This window comes from Butyrivibrio sp. XB500-5, assembly GCF_003625505.1.
GTDB lineage: Bacteria > Bacillota > Clostridia > Lachnospirales > Lachnospiraceae > Butyrivibrio.
On sequence record NZ_RAIS01000002.1, the window covers coordinates 48,284 to 63,785 of the forward strand.

A 15,502-nucleotide genomic window follows, 5' to 3' on the forward strand; every position below is an offset into this window, starting at 1 on the left:
GTGTGGAGATCAGATGGCCTCCACAAATGCTTTTGCCATTTTTAGAAGTGTTCCTGTATCTGTAATGTTTTCTGTTTTGCCTTCCATGGCATTAGCACTCGTGCCTACTCCTGTAGGCTGAAGCTGTGCGTTGTAAAGGATAGCGATCTTTGTTTGGTCTACACCTGCTTCCTCTACCTTTTCCGTTAATTTCTCGCACATTCTCTTCTTTAAGCTTTCAAGATATTCGACCTCGTCTGCACTCTGGCTGTTTGTTGTTGTAAGCATTCCGTTTATTACTCCGTCCTGCTTATAAAGACTTGCCGTTATGAGTCCGTATTCAAAGGTCTGAACACTTGCTTCCATCCTTGAAATATTGCTGTTATCACTTTTTAGTGTGATGTGCATTGTAACCTTGCTTCCATCTATCTCGATGGGAACCTCAAAGCTTCCTCTCTCAGAGTTATGAGACATTACCGACATCTGCTTTTGCATGAGCGTTATCGCTCTAAAATCGATGTAGGTATCTTCAGGGTTCATTAATATATCGGTCATCTTGTCTGATACATTAGCAAGTTTTTCTTTATAAATTTCTTCGTAGTTTTCTTCTCCGAGAAGATCCGTTACTTCCTTAAGCTCGTCATTAATTTCTTCATTGTCGAGCTCATCTGCCTTCTCCCAAATGTTTCCGGTCCTTCGATCTCTCCTGTTGGCGATCATGGCCTCTAGATTGTTGTATGTGACCTCAACTCCGTAGAAATTCATCTCGTTAAGAGCAGCCTCAGCACCTTTATTTCCTGCTGTCTGTCTGATCTGTCTTACCTGCTCCTCGCAATATTCTTTTTCAAGCTGCTCATCAATCTGTTCTTGTAAAAGAGCATTCGCAAGATCCGGTAAAAGAGTGTTGTTATCGGGTTTTGCAGCCATGAGCTTCTCAGGTTCGAGGTTCTCATATACTATATCGGCTTGAGCACTGTAAAATCTGAAGGCTGAATTTATCTGTTCATCAATTTTTACAGAAGTACTTTCTTTTACTCCGAGTCCTCCGAAGCTGTCATCAACTGTATAATCAAGACCTCTTCTCGATGTCTTTTGAGTTCTTGTGGCGTCCAAAAGATTTCCGATCGTCATATCGCGACCTGTCTTTAAGATAGATCCTATGGCCTGATGGTCGGTAACCTTAAGCGTATGGAAAAGTCTGTATATTCCTATAAAAGAGGCTTTTTCAGCGCTTGTTATATCGCCCTTTTTCTCAAGCTTATAGAGGAACTTGGCATATTTCTCTTCACCTTTTTTTGAGTTTCCGCCGTTTTTGTTCTCGCCGTCCTTCATAAGGTTATCGAGACTCTCTGAGAGTTCTTCTATAGTCATGTTAAGAGGGTTCTTTCCTTCTCTTATAAGGTCAAGCACCGCACCGGGCTTAAGTCTTTCTATAGTTGCTTTGAGCTTTTGATCCCATGCACGCACGTTTTCAAAGTTCTCTTCATTTATTTCCATGCTGTTATAGCCAAGGATTCTTACGGCTCTTCTGTTTACTTCGTCGGTTTCATATCCCATGTCATTAAGGATATTGTCAACGTTTCCGAATGCCTTTCTCATGCTGTCGCCAAGATCGGATCTGGGCTTGGTCATCATGATCTCGTATCCCTGACCTGCTGCCTTGAACTTCATTGCAAGGTTCTCTGATACGCTGCTTATCTTGCTGAGTGTCGCGGTCTCGAATTCTCCCGCAAGCGCACCTGACACATCGGCAGGGCCTCTGCTGATGATGTTTACTCTGGAAACCGTAAGCGAAAGCATTCTGACAACATTTCCGCCGGCAACCACAGGTGTGGTATCCGCATTTTTATCATTGGAAGCGGATGCTATATTTCCAAGCATCTCTTTTAACTTATCTATAAGCTGTTCCATTGGAGCCGTATCAACGGAAAATCCACTGTCGAGCAGATTCTTGTTTGCTTCAACGGTCATTTTAAGGCGAACTTCTTCAAGCTGTAATCTCGCCTGTATAAGCTTTGGATCGTTTTCACTTATCTCATTTACAACAAAGAGATTCTTGGAGCTTTCCTGCCCGTTTGTTATATCTATGAGATTTTTAAGATTAACGTCTTTTCCCTGTGTAAGGGTCTTTTTTATTGCTTCGTCGGTTATCTTCCCTGTGTTTTCCACAAGCTTCATGGCTTTTTCAAGATTACTTGTGGGATCAAACAGATTTCCTTCAAAAGCTTTTTTGCCGTCAGAAATAGCTGCTGCCATAGCATTTGCCGCAGCCTCATCACTGATGGGGAAGTCTACATTTCTAATCTCGCTGAGCGAAATAAGATTCTCGGCAGTTAAAGGAATACCTTGGATAACCATCCACTTGGCATTTTGTTTGGAGGACTCATCCGCTGTATCAAGTCCTGCCTCTTCTATAACTTTATCCATCTGAGGCTCAAGCTGCTGCCAGTTGTAATCCTCAGCTTTCTGCGCATAATATCCGCCCGTCTCCTGGGCATAAAAACCTTTTCCCGTAGCGCTCTGTCCGTTTGTGCTGTGATTTGCAAAGTACAGATTGCCGATCGTCGGTCTTAAATTATTCAGAACCATGTATTTGATCGCATCGTCTGAAGGCTCCGATATGTTCGAAACCTGATCGTATGCGCCTGCCACCGCTCTGATGTTTTCTTGTGTTATTGGGATATCGTTCTCGGAAAAACTCTTTTTGATAGCCATGGCAAAAGACTCGCTGCCTGTTATCTTTGCGAGTTTCTGCGTGCTGAGGTCATCGTTATATCCAATGATCTCCTCTCCGGACTCCAAAAGAACACTCTTGATCTTATCAAGAATGGTCACTGTCTCCGAGCTATTTAGATTCTTAATATCAAATCCGTCTTCAAGAGCCTTTGCATAGTCCTTCTCAGACATGGTATTTGATAATAAAGCCATATAATTATGCTGCGTCAAAACATCCGTGTTTTCTGCCATTTTGCTTATGTCATCTAAGCTTCTGGCACGCTGCGCATAAGCATCATTACTGAATATGCTTGTGTCCAGGTCTACAGCAAATGCACTACTGCTTGCTGCAGAAACCTTTCCGGCACTCATACCGATCCTCTCATCGGATTCCATTCCGGTGCGAAATGAGTCATCGGCTTTCTTGTTGCCGGCGATGGTCTGAAAATTAATGTTCATACGCGCCTCATATATTAATCGAAGAAAGGTGATGGACTATCCATCACCTTCTATTTCGGCTCTTATAAAATAATTCTTAAGTTTTTGATGACTTTTTATTTTCAGTATTTTTTGAAGCTGTCTTTTTTGCAGGCGCTTTGGTCGTTTCCGGACTTTGGAAAAGAAAAACCTCGGCTCCGTAAGGCGGAAGATTGAATGAGATACTGTAATCCTTGTAATCACATAGCCCTTTCACAGCCCTTATTTTGGCGGGGATATCACTTCCCGGCCCACCGAAGCGTTCCTCTGCGCTGTCAAGCAGATGTGTGTAGGTTCCGCTGAAAGGAACTCCCACCATGAACTCTTTTCTCTCTACGGGAGTCATGTTTATTACAAAAAGGAGATTATCCTTTCCGTTTATGGCTCTTCTGTAAAAGCTATAGGTGCTTCGCTCCTTGTCATCTGCATTGATCCACTCAAAGCCACCCCAATCGTTATCGACCTCAAACATTGCGGGATATTTTCTGTATATCTTAAGAAGATTGGAAACGTAGGCTTTCATTCCTTTGTTGAGTTCATTCTCTAAAAGGAACCAGTCAAGCTCTCTCTTTTCGCTCCATTCCCTCTCCTGGCCGAAATCCTGTCCCATGAAGAGGAGTTTTTTGCCTGAGTGACCGAACATATAGGTATAGCCTGCACGCAGATTGGCGTATTTATCAACCTTGTAACCGGGCATCTTCTCAACCATCGAGCATTTAAGGTGTACAACCTCGTCATGCGACAGCGGAAGAATGTAGTTTTCCGAGCTGTTGTAGCTCATCGCAAAGGTCATCATGTTGTGTGCGCCCTGCCTGAAATACGGGTCGAGCTTCATATATTCGCAGAAGTCATGCATCCATCCCATGTTCCACTTAAATGCGAATCCAAGTCCGTCCTCTTCCGGAGGCGCTGTGACCTTGGGCCACGCCGTAGACTCTTCCGCGATCGTAAGAAATTCGGGATAAGTTCCCCTTACAACGCTGTTAAGATGCTTGAAGAACTCGATAGCGTCGAGATTCTCCTTGCCGCCGTTTTTATTCGGTACCCACTGGCCATCTTTCTTGCCGTAATCAAGATATAACATTGATGCGACCGCATCTACTCTAAGGCCGTCTACATGGAATTTCCTTATCCAGAAAAGAGCATTTGCTATAAGGAAGTTTTTAACTTCGGGCTTGGCGAGGTTAAATATCTTGGTTCCCCAGTCGGGATGCTCTCCTTTTCGCGGATCCGGATCTTCATAGATGCACTGTCCGTCAAAGCAGGCGAGACCGAATTCGTCAGTTGCAAAATGTGCAGGAACCCAGTCAAGTATTACTCCTATGTTGTTCTTGTGGAGTTTGTTGATAAGATACATAAAGTCCTTGGGCTCTCCGTATCTCGATGTCGGAGCATAGTAACCCGTGACCTGATAACCCCATGAGCCGTCAAAAGGATGCTCTGCGATTCCTATGAGCTCGATGTGGGTATATTGCATGTCTTTAAGATACTCGACAATCCTATCCGCGAATTGTCTGTATGTATAGAATCCGTCTTCCGTGCCGTCGGGATGTTTCATCCATGATCCGATGTGGCACTCATATATCGCAAGCGGCTGTCTCGTGATCTCTTTTCCCTTGATATGGTCATACCACTTGGAATCAGACCACTTAAAGCCGTCAAGATCTGTTGTTTTTGAAGCATTTCCGGGGCGAAGCTCCGCAAAATTGGCATAAGGATCGGCCTTGTAGAGCTTACGTCCGTCCGGTGTCGTAATAAGATACTTGTACATCTCTCCTATTCCGACTCCGGGAATAAATGCTGTCCATATATTTCCGACTTTGGTTCTTTTAAGAGGATGCGATGTTTCGTTCCAGTTGTTAAAAGAGCCTATAACATGAACGTCAGCCGCATTCGGTGCCCAGGCCGCAAAAAAGTAGCCCTTTTTGCCTCCTTCTTCAGAAGGGTGCGCACCGAGTTTATCATAAATATCGTAATGTGTTCCCTGACCAAACAGATACTCATCCGCTTCAGATATGAATACTTTCTTACCCATACAAAATCCCCCTCGATGACTGTACAAGCATTAGTGCATAAAATCTTTTTCCCTAAGAATGATCATATCGTTTTCGTCGTAACGCTTATTTACGATTATATCCATGAGATGCGATACGGAATGCTTCTCCGCATAGTAGATGGCATCATCAATGATGTCTCTTACTTCGGAAACCGTAACCTCATGGTCAAGCGTCTGTCTCTCGGAAATCTTGGTGTGAAGCGCAAGTATTCCGAGGTTGTCGATGGCGAACTCTTTTTCAAGAGCATACTGCTTGGCGTATGCTACGAGTGAATCGTCATCAAGCGCCTCTATATCTACTCTTACATTAAAGCTCTGCTTGAGCGCAGGGTTCTTATCCAGGAATCTGTTAATGTCTTCCTTGGTATCTTCCATGATGACAATGATTCCTTTGTTCTCCTGCTGAAGAACTTTAATGAAATCGGCTACCGTCTCAGCCTCAAGATCGGCTGCTCTCTGAATAATAAGCGCTCCGTTTGCGAGTTTCTCAAATATCGCTTTGGGGCTCTTCTTGTTGAGAGTGTTGGCTGTGATCTTGGCAACCTTTCCGCTGAAGTTGGAATCTGATGCCTGAACCGCACGAATAAGTCCCTTTGCAAGGTTGACGGTTCCGGCGCCTTCTTCACCGGTAACTATGGCATTTCCGCTGTAAGCATCCATGCTGAGGTTGTCGATAGCATTTATGATCTGTCTTCTGGACTTCTTATGGTGAATATAAGGTCCAAAGAGCTCTTTCTCTTCGGGAGTCATTGTTCTTACGCGCTCATCAAGCTCTCTGTTACCCATATGGTGCTTCTTGGCGCGGTTCTGGTCCTGATTCTGGTTTCCGGAACCTTTTCTATTCCTGTTCTTATTCCTTCTGCCTTCTTTTCCTTCTGAATTGGAAGGTTTCTTGGAATTAGCGTTATCATCTGCTTTTGAGTCGTCTTTCTTTTCAGAGTTCTCTGCTTTATCAGACTTCTCCTCAGCATCTTTATCATCTGAATCTTTCTTTTCACCCTCGGTATCGGAAGCTGCTTCTTTGTTTTCGGAATCCTCAGAAGTCTCTTCTGCATCTTTCGAAGTCTCTTCGGAAGTGTTGTCGTCTTCCTTCTTTTCTTCGGTTGCCGCTTCCTTAGCTTCAGCATTCTCAACAGAAGTATCTTCTGCTTTAACGCTCTCATCCTCGGGCTTGGAGTCTTCTTGCTCTTCCTCGGTGTCAACGCCCTCGTTGTTTATAACTTCCGCAACGGCATCGTCTATAACATCGCTGTTATTTCTTGTCCAGTCACCTCTTCCGGAAGCCTTGTCATGGCGTTCCTTCTTAAGAGCATCGGAAATAGCCTGCTCGATCTTTTCCTGAAGTCCTTCTTTGGTCTTCTCATCGTAATCGGCAAACATATCGCCCGTCTCATCGGCAACAAGCTTCTTAACCTGCTCGAACTGCTTCTGCTGTTGCTGTTTCTTGAACTGTTCCCAGTTCTCTATGTACTCGGAAATACTGATCTGTCCTGTGATCTGCTTCTCAACCTGAGGTTCAGGCTCAACAGCCATGGAAATCTGACCGTCATATTCCTGAGAAAGAATATTGTCAAAATGGCTGTGCATCTGGAAATTGGAATTGGGATGAATAACGGCTCCGGGAACCTCCTCTTCGAGAGGCTTGTCCTGGTACACCGGTATGGATGCATAATCAAGGATTTTCTCCTCACCGAGAATAGGTCCGTTTCCGCCATACTTAATATCTATATTGAGCTTATGCTCTTCAATATCCGTTTTCTCTTCTTCGGAATCTACATCGTCCTCGTCAAAAGCTGCTTCTTTTGCCTCTGCTATGAGCTCTTTTTCCTCTGAAAGAGCTTCGTCTTCCGGCTCATCTTCGTCAGCTTTTTCGCCCTTTGCATCTTCTTCATAAGGCTTGAAGTCCGCTTCGGAAGCCTGCTCGGATTCTCCTTCGGTTGCATCAAAAAATACTTCCTGCATGGCTCCCTGTGAATCATCTGCAGCTACTGCTGCCATAGGAGAAAAGACTCCGCTGTTATCGCCATCTTCTTCGTCGAATATCTCCGCTGTGTCGGGCTTAATTACTGCTCCCGTAAATCCTTCGGCAGGAGCGGGCTCACTCGCCTCCTCGCTCTTATCTTCGTCGTTGTCGATAAAGCCCTTAAGCTCTTCCGCCAGGGCCTTTTGAAGATTCATTGTGTTGTACTGACTGACATCAACAGACGGTTCTTTTATCTCATCAATATGAGGATAAACTATCTTGTCGCTGTCAACGAGCTCCTGAGTAGGAGCTGCGATAACCGGATCGACACCTGCAGGCGCAGCGTACTGTGCCTGAGCTTCGTTTACGGCTTCGCCGTTATTGAATGCATTTATAACCTCATCGGTCACAGGCGGCATTTCCTTGGTAGGCTGCTTGATCTCTACCGTTCCGGGCTCATCTTTTCCGATCTCATCCTTATCATAAACGATGGATCTGTCTACATATCCGCCGTGCTTTTCCTTATATCTTACATATCTGTCCTGCTGCTCGGGAGAAAGAGGCTCATGAAGTGCCTTAAGCTCAAGCGCTTTCATAACGTATCTTCCGTCTCCAAGCCACAAAAACATCTCATCGCATGTCTCGATACACTCTGTTGTGAGACCCACGCGATGATAAAGATAAGCGAGCTCATACACCCACTTCTCTCTGTAGTCGTGCTTCTTGAACTCCTCAAGAACAGCAATCCTCTCTTCAAGGCTTACTTCCTGTGCCTCATAGAGCTTGTACTGCAAAATGTATCTGCCCGTATCTCTGGGCGCAATCCTTACGAACTCCTTGTAGTACTCAACCGCCTGAACAAACTCGCCCATCTTGATGGCAAGCTCGCACAGAGAATATACGATCGCTCTTCCCGTAGGATATCTGTCATACGCCATGAGAAGAACGTCTTTACTCTCCTCAAAACGACGATTAATCTTATATAAGTCGCTGATCATGCAAAGCATCTGTACACTCTTAACTCGTTTCCAGTCGATTGTGTCAGCTATCTTAACAGCCTCAGCGAATCTGTTTTCCCCAATCAAAGCTTTGATTTCGTCAGCTCTGATCTTGTACTCGACCTTATCCAAAATATCTACCTCATTGGTGCCAAAAATACTATATCTAGTAGTTAGTTTAACATAGCGTACTAGCTTTGTAAAATATCCGAAAGGGCTGCAAACTGAGAAAGTGTAAGGACTTCTCCCCTTATTTTCTCGTTAAGTCCCATGCTCACCAGTGCTTCCACCACTTTCTCTCTGGACACTTTCAAAGCGGGATTGTTTGATAATGAATTACTCAAGGTTTTCCTTCTTTGATTAAAAGAAGTTCTTATGATCTCAAACATGTATTTCTCATCTTTTACTTCTACCGCAGGCTTATCGAATCTCTTAAGATGAACAACGGCAGATCCGACTCCGGGCTGCGGTATAAAGCTGCTTGGAGGAACGTCCATAACAAGCTCTGCCGAAGCATAAAAGCCAACCGCAAGCGAAAGAGATCCGTAGTCCTTGTTTCCGGGACCCATGGACATTCTGTCCGCAACTTCCTTCTGAACCATTACCGTTACGCTCTCTATGGGAGCGTCGCTCTCAAACAGCTTCATAATAATGGGTGTAGTTATATAGTAAGGAAGATTGGCTACAACCTTGATCTTCTTGTTATCGTTGTACTCTTCTATTATCTTGTCTATGTCTACTTTTAATATGTCTTCATTTATTACCGTGACATTGTCGTACTCGGAAAGGGTGTCGCCGAGCACCGGAATAAGGCTCTTATCTATCTCAACAGCGACTACTCTTTTGGCAGACTCCGCAAGATACTGCGTAAGACTTCCGATTCCGGGTCCGATCTCCAGAACGCAATCGTCCTTCGTAACGCCCGATGCATCCACGATTCCGCTAAGGACATTTGCATCTATAAGGAAGTTCTGTCCGAACTTCTTCTTGGCGCTCATATTATATTTACTAAGCACTTCCTTGGTACGTGCGGGATTTCCAAGATATGCCATTTATTACTCCTTTATAAAAAGAAAATTTGATCTGAAATCATTACAAATGAAGATTGTACATTGTCTTCGCATTATTTTCCGTTATGCGGATCACTTCTTCCGGACTTATGTTTTTGATCTTTGCGATCTCTTCTACAACATAAGGAAGATAAAGGGAAGAATTTCTTTTACCCCTGTACGGCTCAGGTGCAAGGTATGGACAATCAGTTTCCAAAAGAATCTTCTCTATCGGTGTGATTTCAACGACTTCCCTAAGCTTCTTGCCGTTCTTAAAGGTCACAACACCTCCGACTCCTATGTAAAAGCCCATATCAAGGCACTCTTTTGCGATCTCTTTGGTGTATGAAAAGCAGTGCACAACGCCGCCTATTTCCTCGGCGTGCTCTTCCTTCATGATATCTACGGTATCCTTGGCCGCATCACGGGAATGAATAACAACGGGAAGCAGTTTCTGCCTTGCAAGATCAAGCTGTCTCCTAAACCACTTCTTCTGAAGCTCTCTTCCGGGTTCCGGCCAATGGTAATCAAGACCTATCTCACCGATTGCAACGCACCTGCCATCCTCGCTCCATTCACGTAGAAGCTCGAAGCTATCCTCTGTAAGCTCCTCCACTTCACTTGGGTGCACTCCGACTGCCGCATAAACAAAATCATATTTGTGCGCAAGCTCAAGGGCTTTCCTTGTTGTATCTATGCTCGCTCCTATATCGACCACATTTGCGATGCCTGCATTCTTAAGAGAATCCAAAAGCTGCTCTCTGTCCTCGTCAAAAGCAGGATCGTCATAATGGGCATGTGTATCAAAAATCATTTCTTTTCCTCTGTAAAAAATTCGAATATATCATATAATTTACCACAAATGGACATCTCTGAAAACCGCGCAAACACAGACAAAATCAAAATTTTGGAAGTTTTTTCAAAAAATTTGAAAAAAGTACTTGCATTTCTCTTTTGGGCGTAGTAAGATATCACTTGTCGTTGAGACACGGCAACAAAGCCGAATACTGAATGCGCTGCTAGCTCAGTTGGTAGAGCACCTGACTCTTAATCAGGTTGTCCAGGGTTCGAGACCCTGGCAGCGCACGCCGAGTACTGTTTTCGTAGGTATATCCTATGGGGATGGTACTTTTTTTGCGCGTAAATAAAGCCATGCGCGCGACAGCAGAAAAACTCGTTGGAAGCTTGCTTACATAAGAGTTTTTTCTCGCTGTCACGCATACGGCGCAGCCGCGACAACGAGAAACAAGCGAAGCGGTTTCGAGTCTGTCGGCATGGCTTTTTCGCCCCAGCCACGACAACAAAACAAGCGAAGCGGTTTCGAGTCTGTCGGCATGGCTATTCCCCTTTCATCCTCTCATCAGTTCCTTCTCGTTATCGCGAAGCCACTTCCTTCTCTCCTTATAATCCGGAATCACCTTTTCCACTTCTCCCCAAAACGCCTTCGAATGATTCATATGTATCCTATGGCACAGCTCATGCACCACCACATAATCCACTATCTCTTCCGGCGCTCTCATTAGGACGCAGTTAAAGTTAAGATTCCCTTCCGCACTGCAGCTTCCCCATCTCGTCTTTTGATTCCTTATCGTGATCCTTCCGTATGTCACCCCAATAAGCTCCGCAAACTTCCTTACCTTTACAGGTATGACCCTCTTGGCCCTCGTCACAAGGAGTCTCATCTCCTGATCGCTGATGGGTTTTGACTCAGACTCTTCCTTCTGCCTTTCTTCCATCTTTTTAAGGTGTCTGCTTATCCAATCCGCCTTTTCACCTATGAAACGGCCGATAACAGCCTTAGAAGCCCCATACGGCGCCTTTACAACGACGCGGCAGTCAGTAGTTATCTCTATTACTATAGTCCTTCTTTTGCTTCTTATAAGCTCAATATCCATTGTCTGTCCTATTTCTCTGTTTATTTCTTCTAAATATAGTAAAAGAGATATACTCTCATCTTCTGAAAGTATACCTCTTGCAATATCATTCTCAGATGCTGTCGTTTGCCTTTTCGGGGTGTTCAAGCATCTCCTGCATTGTATGCCATCCAAGAACCGCACATTTAACTCTTGCGGGCATATGACTTACATCCTGAAGCGCCGCTGCCTCATCAAGGATCTCGAGAGTCTCTTCATCTGTGATCTCTCCCTTTACCATTCCCATGAATGTTGCAGCAAGTTTAAGTGCATCTTCCTTGCTCTTTCCGATGATCTGATCGACCATCATATCGACAGAAGCCTGTGAAATGGCACATCCGCTGCCTTCGTACATACCTTCTGTAATGATGCCGTCCTTTATCTTAAGCTGCAATGTGATATCATCGCCGCAGCTTGGATTAACGCCTCTGAGCACGAGATCCGGGTTCTCAAGCTTTCCCTTGTACATAGGGTGAAGATTGTGCTCATTAACTATTTCGCGATATAACTGCTTAAGCTCCATAGCCCATAACCTCTCTTACCTTTGCGATCTTATCAAGGAAGATATCAACTTCCTCTTCGGTGTTGTAGAAATACAGGCTGGCTCTTGCCGTTGAGCCGGCGCCGATAAACTGCATCAAAGGCTGTGCACAGTGATGTCCCGCTCTGATGCACACGTGATCGTCATTAAGTACCGATGAGATATCGTGAGGATGAACTCCATCGATCGTAAAAGTAACGATTCCGCAGTGCTTCTTGGGATCCTTTGATCCGTATATCTTGACGTAAGGGAGCTTACTAAGTCCTTCCATAAGTCTTCTTGTAAGCTTCTCTTCCTGTTCTTCTATATTATCATATCCGACGTTTCTAAGATACTTAATTGCTTCCGCAAGACCTACCGCATCTCCTGCGTTGACCGTTCCTGCCTCAAACTTGTGAGGAAGCTCTGCATAGGTCGCATCTTCTCTTGTAACGTACTCGATCATCTCGCCGCCTGTAAGGAATGGGCTCATGTTGAGAAGAAGATCTTTTCTTCCGTAAAGAACTCCGATACCCATAGGTGCCATCATCTTATGTCCCGAGAAGGCAAAAAAGTCTGCTCCGAGATCCTTAACATCTATCTTCATGTGAGGAGCTGACTGTGCTCCGTCCACAACGACCGTAGCTCCCTTAGCGTGTGCATAAGCCGCGATCTCTTTTACCGGATTGGTCACGCCCATAACGTTGGAAACATGACCGATCGCAACGATCTTGGTCTTGTCTGTGATCTTGCTCTCGTACTCTTCTTTGGAAATAGTTCCCTCTTCGTCGGGCTCCATATAAACAAGCTTAGCTCCACGCTTCCTTGCAACCATCTGCCAAGGAAGGATGTTACTATGGTGCTCCATCACAGAGATGACGATCTCATCGCCCTCTTTTACTGTATCAAGCCCGTAAGTGTAAGCCACAAGATTAAGAGACTCTGTGGTATTTCTTGTAAAGATGATCTCTTCTGTGCTTACCCCTCCGACAAAATCTGCAACGAGAGCTCTTGCATCTTCATAGCTCTCTGTAGCCTGCATGCTCCAATCATACAATCCTCTCAAAGGATTGGCGTTTCTCTCTTTATAAAAGTTTGATACTGCGTCTAAGACCTGCCTGGGTCTCTGAGATGTAGCCGCATTATCAAAATATACATAGTCGCCGTTTACAAGGATATCAAAATCCTTGCGAAAATCTCCCAGGGTGCTCATTATATATCCTCACTTATTAGACAATGGTACTGATGTAATACTGAACCTTCTCCGCAATCTCCGGATCGGGAATAAGTCTGGCAACACTGTCAAGCTTAGCCTTTACCATAAGGCGCTTGGCTTCCTGTTCATCGATACCTCTTGAATTGATATAGAACAAAAGGTCTTCACCCAACTGTCCTATTGTAGCTCCGTGTCTTCCTTCTACGTCTTCTTCCTGACAAAGGATAACAGGCATGCTTCTGTTTATAACGTCCGGGCTGAGAAGAAGTGTATCTTCCTGCTCGTCACCTACTGATGCAGAGCTTCCGCTTTTAAAATCAAGCGTTCCTCTGTAGGTCTTTTGCGCCTTATCCATAAGTACGCCCTTAACATTCATAAGAACGTTGGTCTTCTTGCCGCGCTGATCAGCAACATAATTGATATCAAGGGAATGCGTATCCTTTACAAGATACCCCTGATTGCTGATAAACTCTGTCTCATCTTCACAGAGATTAATGTAACAGCCTGTCCATGATTTCTTTGCTCCAAGCTCAAGAGACACTACATTGATCGCACCCTTTTTAAAACAAGCTCCGCCGATATCATCAAAATGAATGAATCCGTCTCCGAGAGTCTGTGTCTTAATAAGATTGATCTTGGCTCCTTCTTCTGCAAGAAGTCTTGTGCTTATTCCGTGAAATCCACCGGCGCTTCTTTCGGAAGTATAATCCATGATAACAGTGATCTCGGAATCTTTCTTTGCATGGATCACCTGGCTTGTAAGACTGCCCTCGCCGTCATTAAGGTTGTATCTTATGATGATCGGCTCCTTAGTCTTAACGCCTTCCTCTGCAGTGAACACATCTGATGTGATACCGTTTTCGAGCATGAGATTCTCAATGTCGATTCCCATTCCCGTTCTGACAGCCTGTGCATCATCTCTTGCCGATGTATCACCGTTGGGGATTCCGGGAACACCTGCGTCCACAAGTATTCTCTCTTTGAAGCCTTCAAAAAGCTTTCCGGCTTCTTTGTAAGAAACTCCGCGAGTAACCGTAACTCCACTCGGAACATTCTCTGCGTCGGGAGTGTTTAAAAGCTCGATCCCGATGCCGTCTTCCTTGATCTTACTGTCGTTAACGTGTAAAAAATTATAAGTCAAAGCGGGAAGTACATTGACCCGCATATCCAAATTCTTGTTCATCGAATCCCCTCCCTTAATGTCCGCTCATCTCAAGCTTGATGAGGTTATTCATTTCTACGGCATACTCCAAAGGAAGCTCCTTGGAAACGGGATTGGCAAAACCGCTGACGATCATCGCCTTGGCATCCTCTTCGCTAAGACCTCTGGACATAAGATAGAATACAGCCTCGTCGCTGATCCTACCGATCTTAGCTTCGTGTCCCACATCGGCATCGTCGGTTCTGATATCCATTCCGGGAATAGTATCCGCTCTTGATATACTGTCAAGCATAAGGGAATCACATGAAACGGAAGCTTTGGCTTTCTTGGCCGTGCTCTGGATCACTACACTACTTCTGTATGTTCCGATTCCACCGTCCTTGGAAATTGACTTACTGTTGATAACCGAAGTCGTTCCGACTCCCTGGTGAACAACCTTTGCTCCGGTATCGAGATTCTGTCCCTTACCTGCAAAGGTTATTCCCGTAAATTCCATCTTGGAATGATCACCCTTTAAGATGGTCATAGGATAAAGATATGAAGTATGTGAACCAAAAGAACCTGAAACCCATTCCATTACACCGTTCTCTTCAACGATGGCTCTCTTGGAATTGAGGTTGTACATATTTTTGGACCAGTTCTCGATAGTTGAATATCTAAGCCTTGCATTTTTGCCGACAAAAAGCTCTACGGCTCCTGAATGAAGGTTAGCCACATTGTATTTGGGCGCCGAACAGCCTTCTATAAAGTGAAGGTCCGCACCCTCATCAACGATGATAAGTGTATGCTCAAACTGTCCCGCTCCTGCAGCATTTAATCTAAAGTATGACTGTAACGGAATATCAACTTTTACTCCCTTGGGAACATATACAAAAGATCCGCCTGACCAAACAGCTCCGTGAAGTGCCATCATCTTGTGGTCTGTGGGAGTAAGGAGCTTCATAAAGTGGCTCTTTATCATATCCGCATACTCTGTTCTGAGTGCGCTCTCAATATCTGTGTAGATAACGCCCTGCGCAGCTACTTCGTCTTTGATGTTATGATAAACAAGCTCTGAATCGTACTGTGCTCCTACGCCTGCAAGAGATTCTCTCTCTGCCTGAGGGATTCCCAGTCTTTCAAATGTATTCTTGATATCCTCGGGAACGTCTTCCCAGCTGCCCTTCATATCTTCTTTATGTCTTACATAAGAAGATATCTTATCCATATCAAGGCCTTCAACGCTCGGGCCCCAATCGGGCATTTCCATCTCGTTATATAATTTGAGGCACTTTAATCTGAACTCTCTCATCCATTCGGGATCGTTCTTTTCCTCAGAAACCTTTAATACAGTTTCTTCGGTAAGTCCCTCTTTTAATCTATAGAAGTCTTTTTCATTTTCTATATCTTTAAAGTCATACGCACTGCGGTCTATATCAACCACAGTCTGTTTATTATCACTCATAGTTAACCCC

General features: G+C 44.6%; 10 protein-coding genes and 1 tRNA gene. 1 reads left to right on the forward strand and 10 read right to left on the reverse strand.

What is annotated here, in order from left to right; translation table 11 throughout:
• Positions 1-9: 9 nt before the first annotated feature.
• The 5 genes from D6856_RS04990 to D6856_RS05010 all read right to left on the reverse strand — a co-directional run bounded on the left by D6856_RS04990 (position 10) and on the right by D6856_RS05010 (position 10,051).
• On the reverse strand, positions 10-3,153 hold the full coding sequence (locus tag D6856_RS04990) for a DUF6240 domain-containing protein (RefSeq protein ID WP_120686022.1): 3,144 nt from the start codon (positions 3,151-3,153) through the stop codon (positions 10-12).
• A 76-nt stretch (positions 3,154-3,229) separates the two neighbouring features.
• Positions 3,230-5,206, reverse strand: a complete 1,977-nt coding sequence (gene glgB, locus D6856_RS04995; RefSeq protein ID WP_120686023.1) for a 1,4-alpha-glucan branching protein GlgB — start codon at positions 5,204-5,206, stop codon at positions 3,230-3,232.
• A gap of 30 nt (positions 5,207-5,236) precedes the next feature.
• The gene (locus D6856_RS05000; protein ID WP_120686024.1) at positions 5,237-8,320 is read right to left on the reverse strand and encodes a hypothetical protein; all 3,084 of its coding nucleotides are present in this window, start codon (positions 8,318-8,320) and stop codon (positions 5,237-5,239) included.
• Positions 8,321-8,379: 59 nt separating this feature from the next.
• Positions 8,380-9,240 (reverse strand): 16S rRNA (adenine(1518)-N(6)/adenine(1519)-N(6))-dimethyltransferase RsmA, encoded by an 861-nt coding sequence (rsmA, locus tag D6856_RS05005; protein WP_120686025.1) that lies wholly within the window; start codon positions 9,238-9,240, stop codon positions 8,380-8,382.
• A gap of 40 nt (positions 9,241-9,280) precedes the next feature.
• Positions 9,281-10,051 (reverse strand): TatD family hydrolase, encoded by a 771-nt coding sequence (locus tag D6856_RS05010; protein WP_120686026.1) that lies wholly within the window; start codon positions 10,049-10,051, stop codon positions 9,281-9,283.
• A gap of 199 nt (positions 10,052-10,250) precedes the next feature.
• Between D6856_RS05010 and D6856_RS05015 the strand changes: the two genes are divergently transcribed.
• Positions 10,251-10,323 (forward strand) — tRNA-Lys (locus D6856_RS05015).
• 263 nt (positions 10,324-10,586) lie between these two features.
• Here the strand turns inward: D6856_RS05015 and D6856_RS05020 are convergent.
• The 5 genes from D6856_RS05020 to sufB are packed head-to-tail and all read right to left on the reverse strand — an operon-like array spanning position 10,587 to position 15,492.
• Positions 10,587-11,258, reverse strand: a complete 672-nt coding sequence (locus D6856_RS05020) for a M48 family metallopeptidase (RefSeq protein WP_243114036.1) — start codon at positions 11,256-11,258, stop codon at positions 10,587-10,589.
• Positions 11,224-11,673, reverse strand: a complete 450-nt coding sequence (gene sufU, locus D6856_RS05025) for a Fe-S cluster assembly sulfur transfer protein SufU (protein WP_120658264.1) — start codon at positions 11,671-11,673, stop codon at positions 11,224-11,226. The genes D6856_RS05020 and sufU overlap by 35 nt, the downstream gene beginning before the upstream one ends.
• On the reverse strand, positions 11,663-12,883 hold the full coding sequence (locus D6856_RS05030) for an aminotransferase class V-fold PLP-dependent enzyme (RefSeq protein WP_120686027.1): 1,221 nt from the start codon (positions 12,881-12,883) through the stop codon (positions 11,663-11,665). The genes sufU and D6856_RS05030 overlap by 11 nt, the downstream gene beginning before the upstream one ends.
• A 16-nt stretch (positions 12,884-12,899) precedes the next feature.
• Positions 12,900-14,069, reverse strand: coding sequence for a SufB/SufD family protein (locus tag D6856_RS05035; protein WP_120686028.1), 1,170 nt, complete (start codon positions 14,067-14,069; stop codon positions 12,900-12,902).
• A gap of 13 nt (positions 14,070-14,082) precedes the next feature.
• On the reverse strand, positions 14,083-15,492 hold the full coding sequence (gene sufB, locus D6856_RS05040; protein ID WP_120686029.1) for a Fe-S cluster assembly protein SufB: 1,410 nt from the start codon (positions 15,490-15,492) through the stop codon (positions 14,083-14,085).
• Positions 15,493-15,502 lie beyond the last annotated feature (10 nt).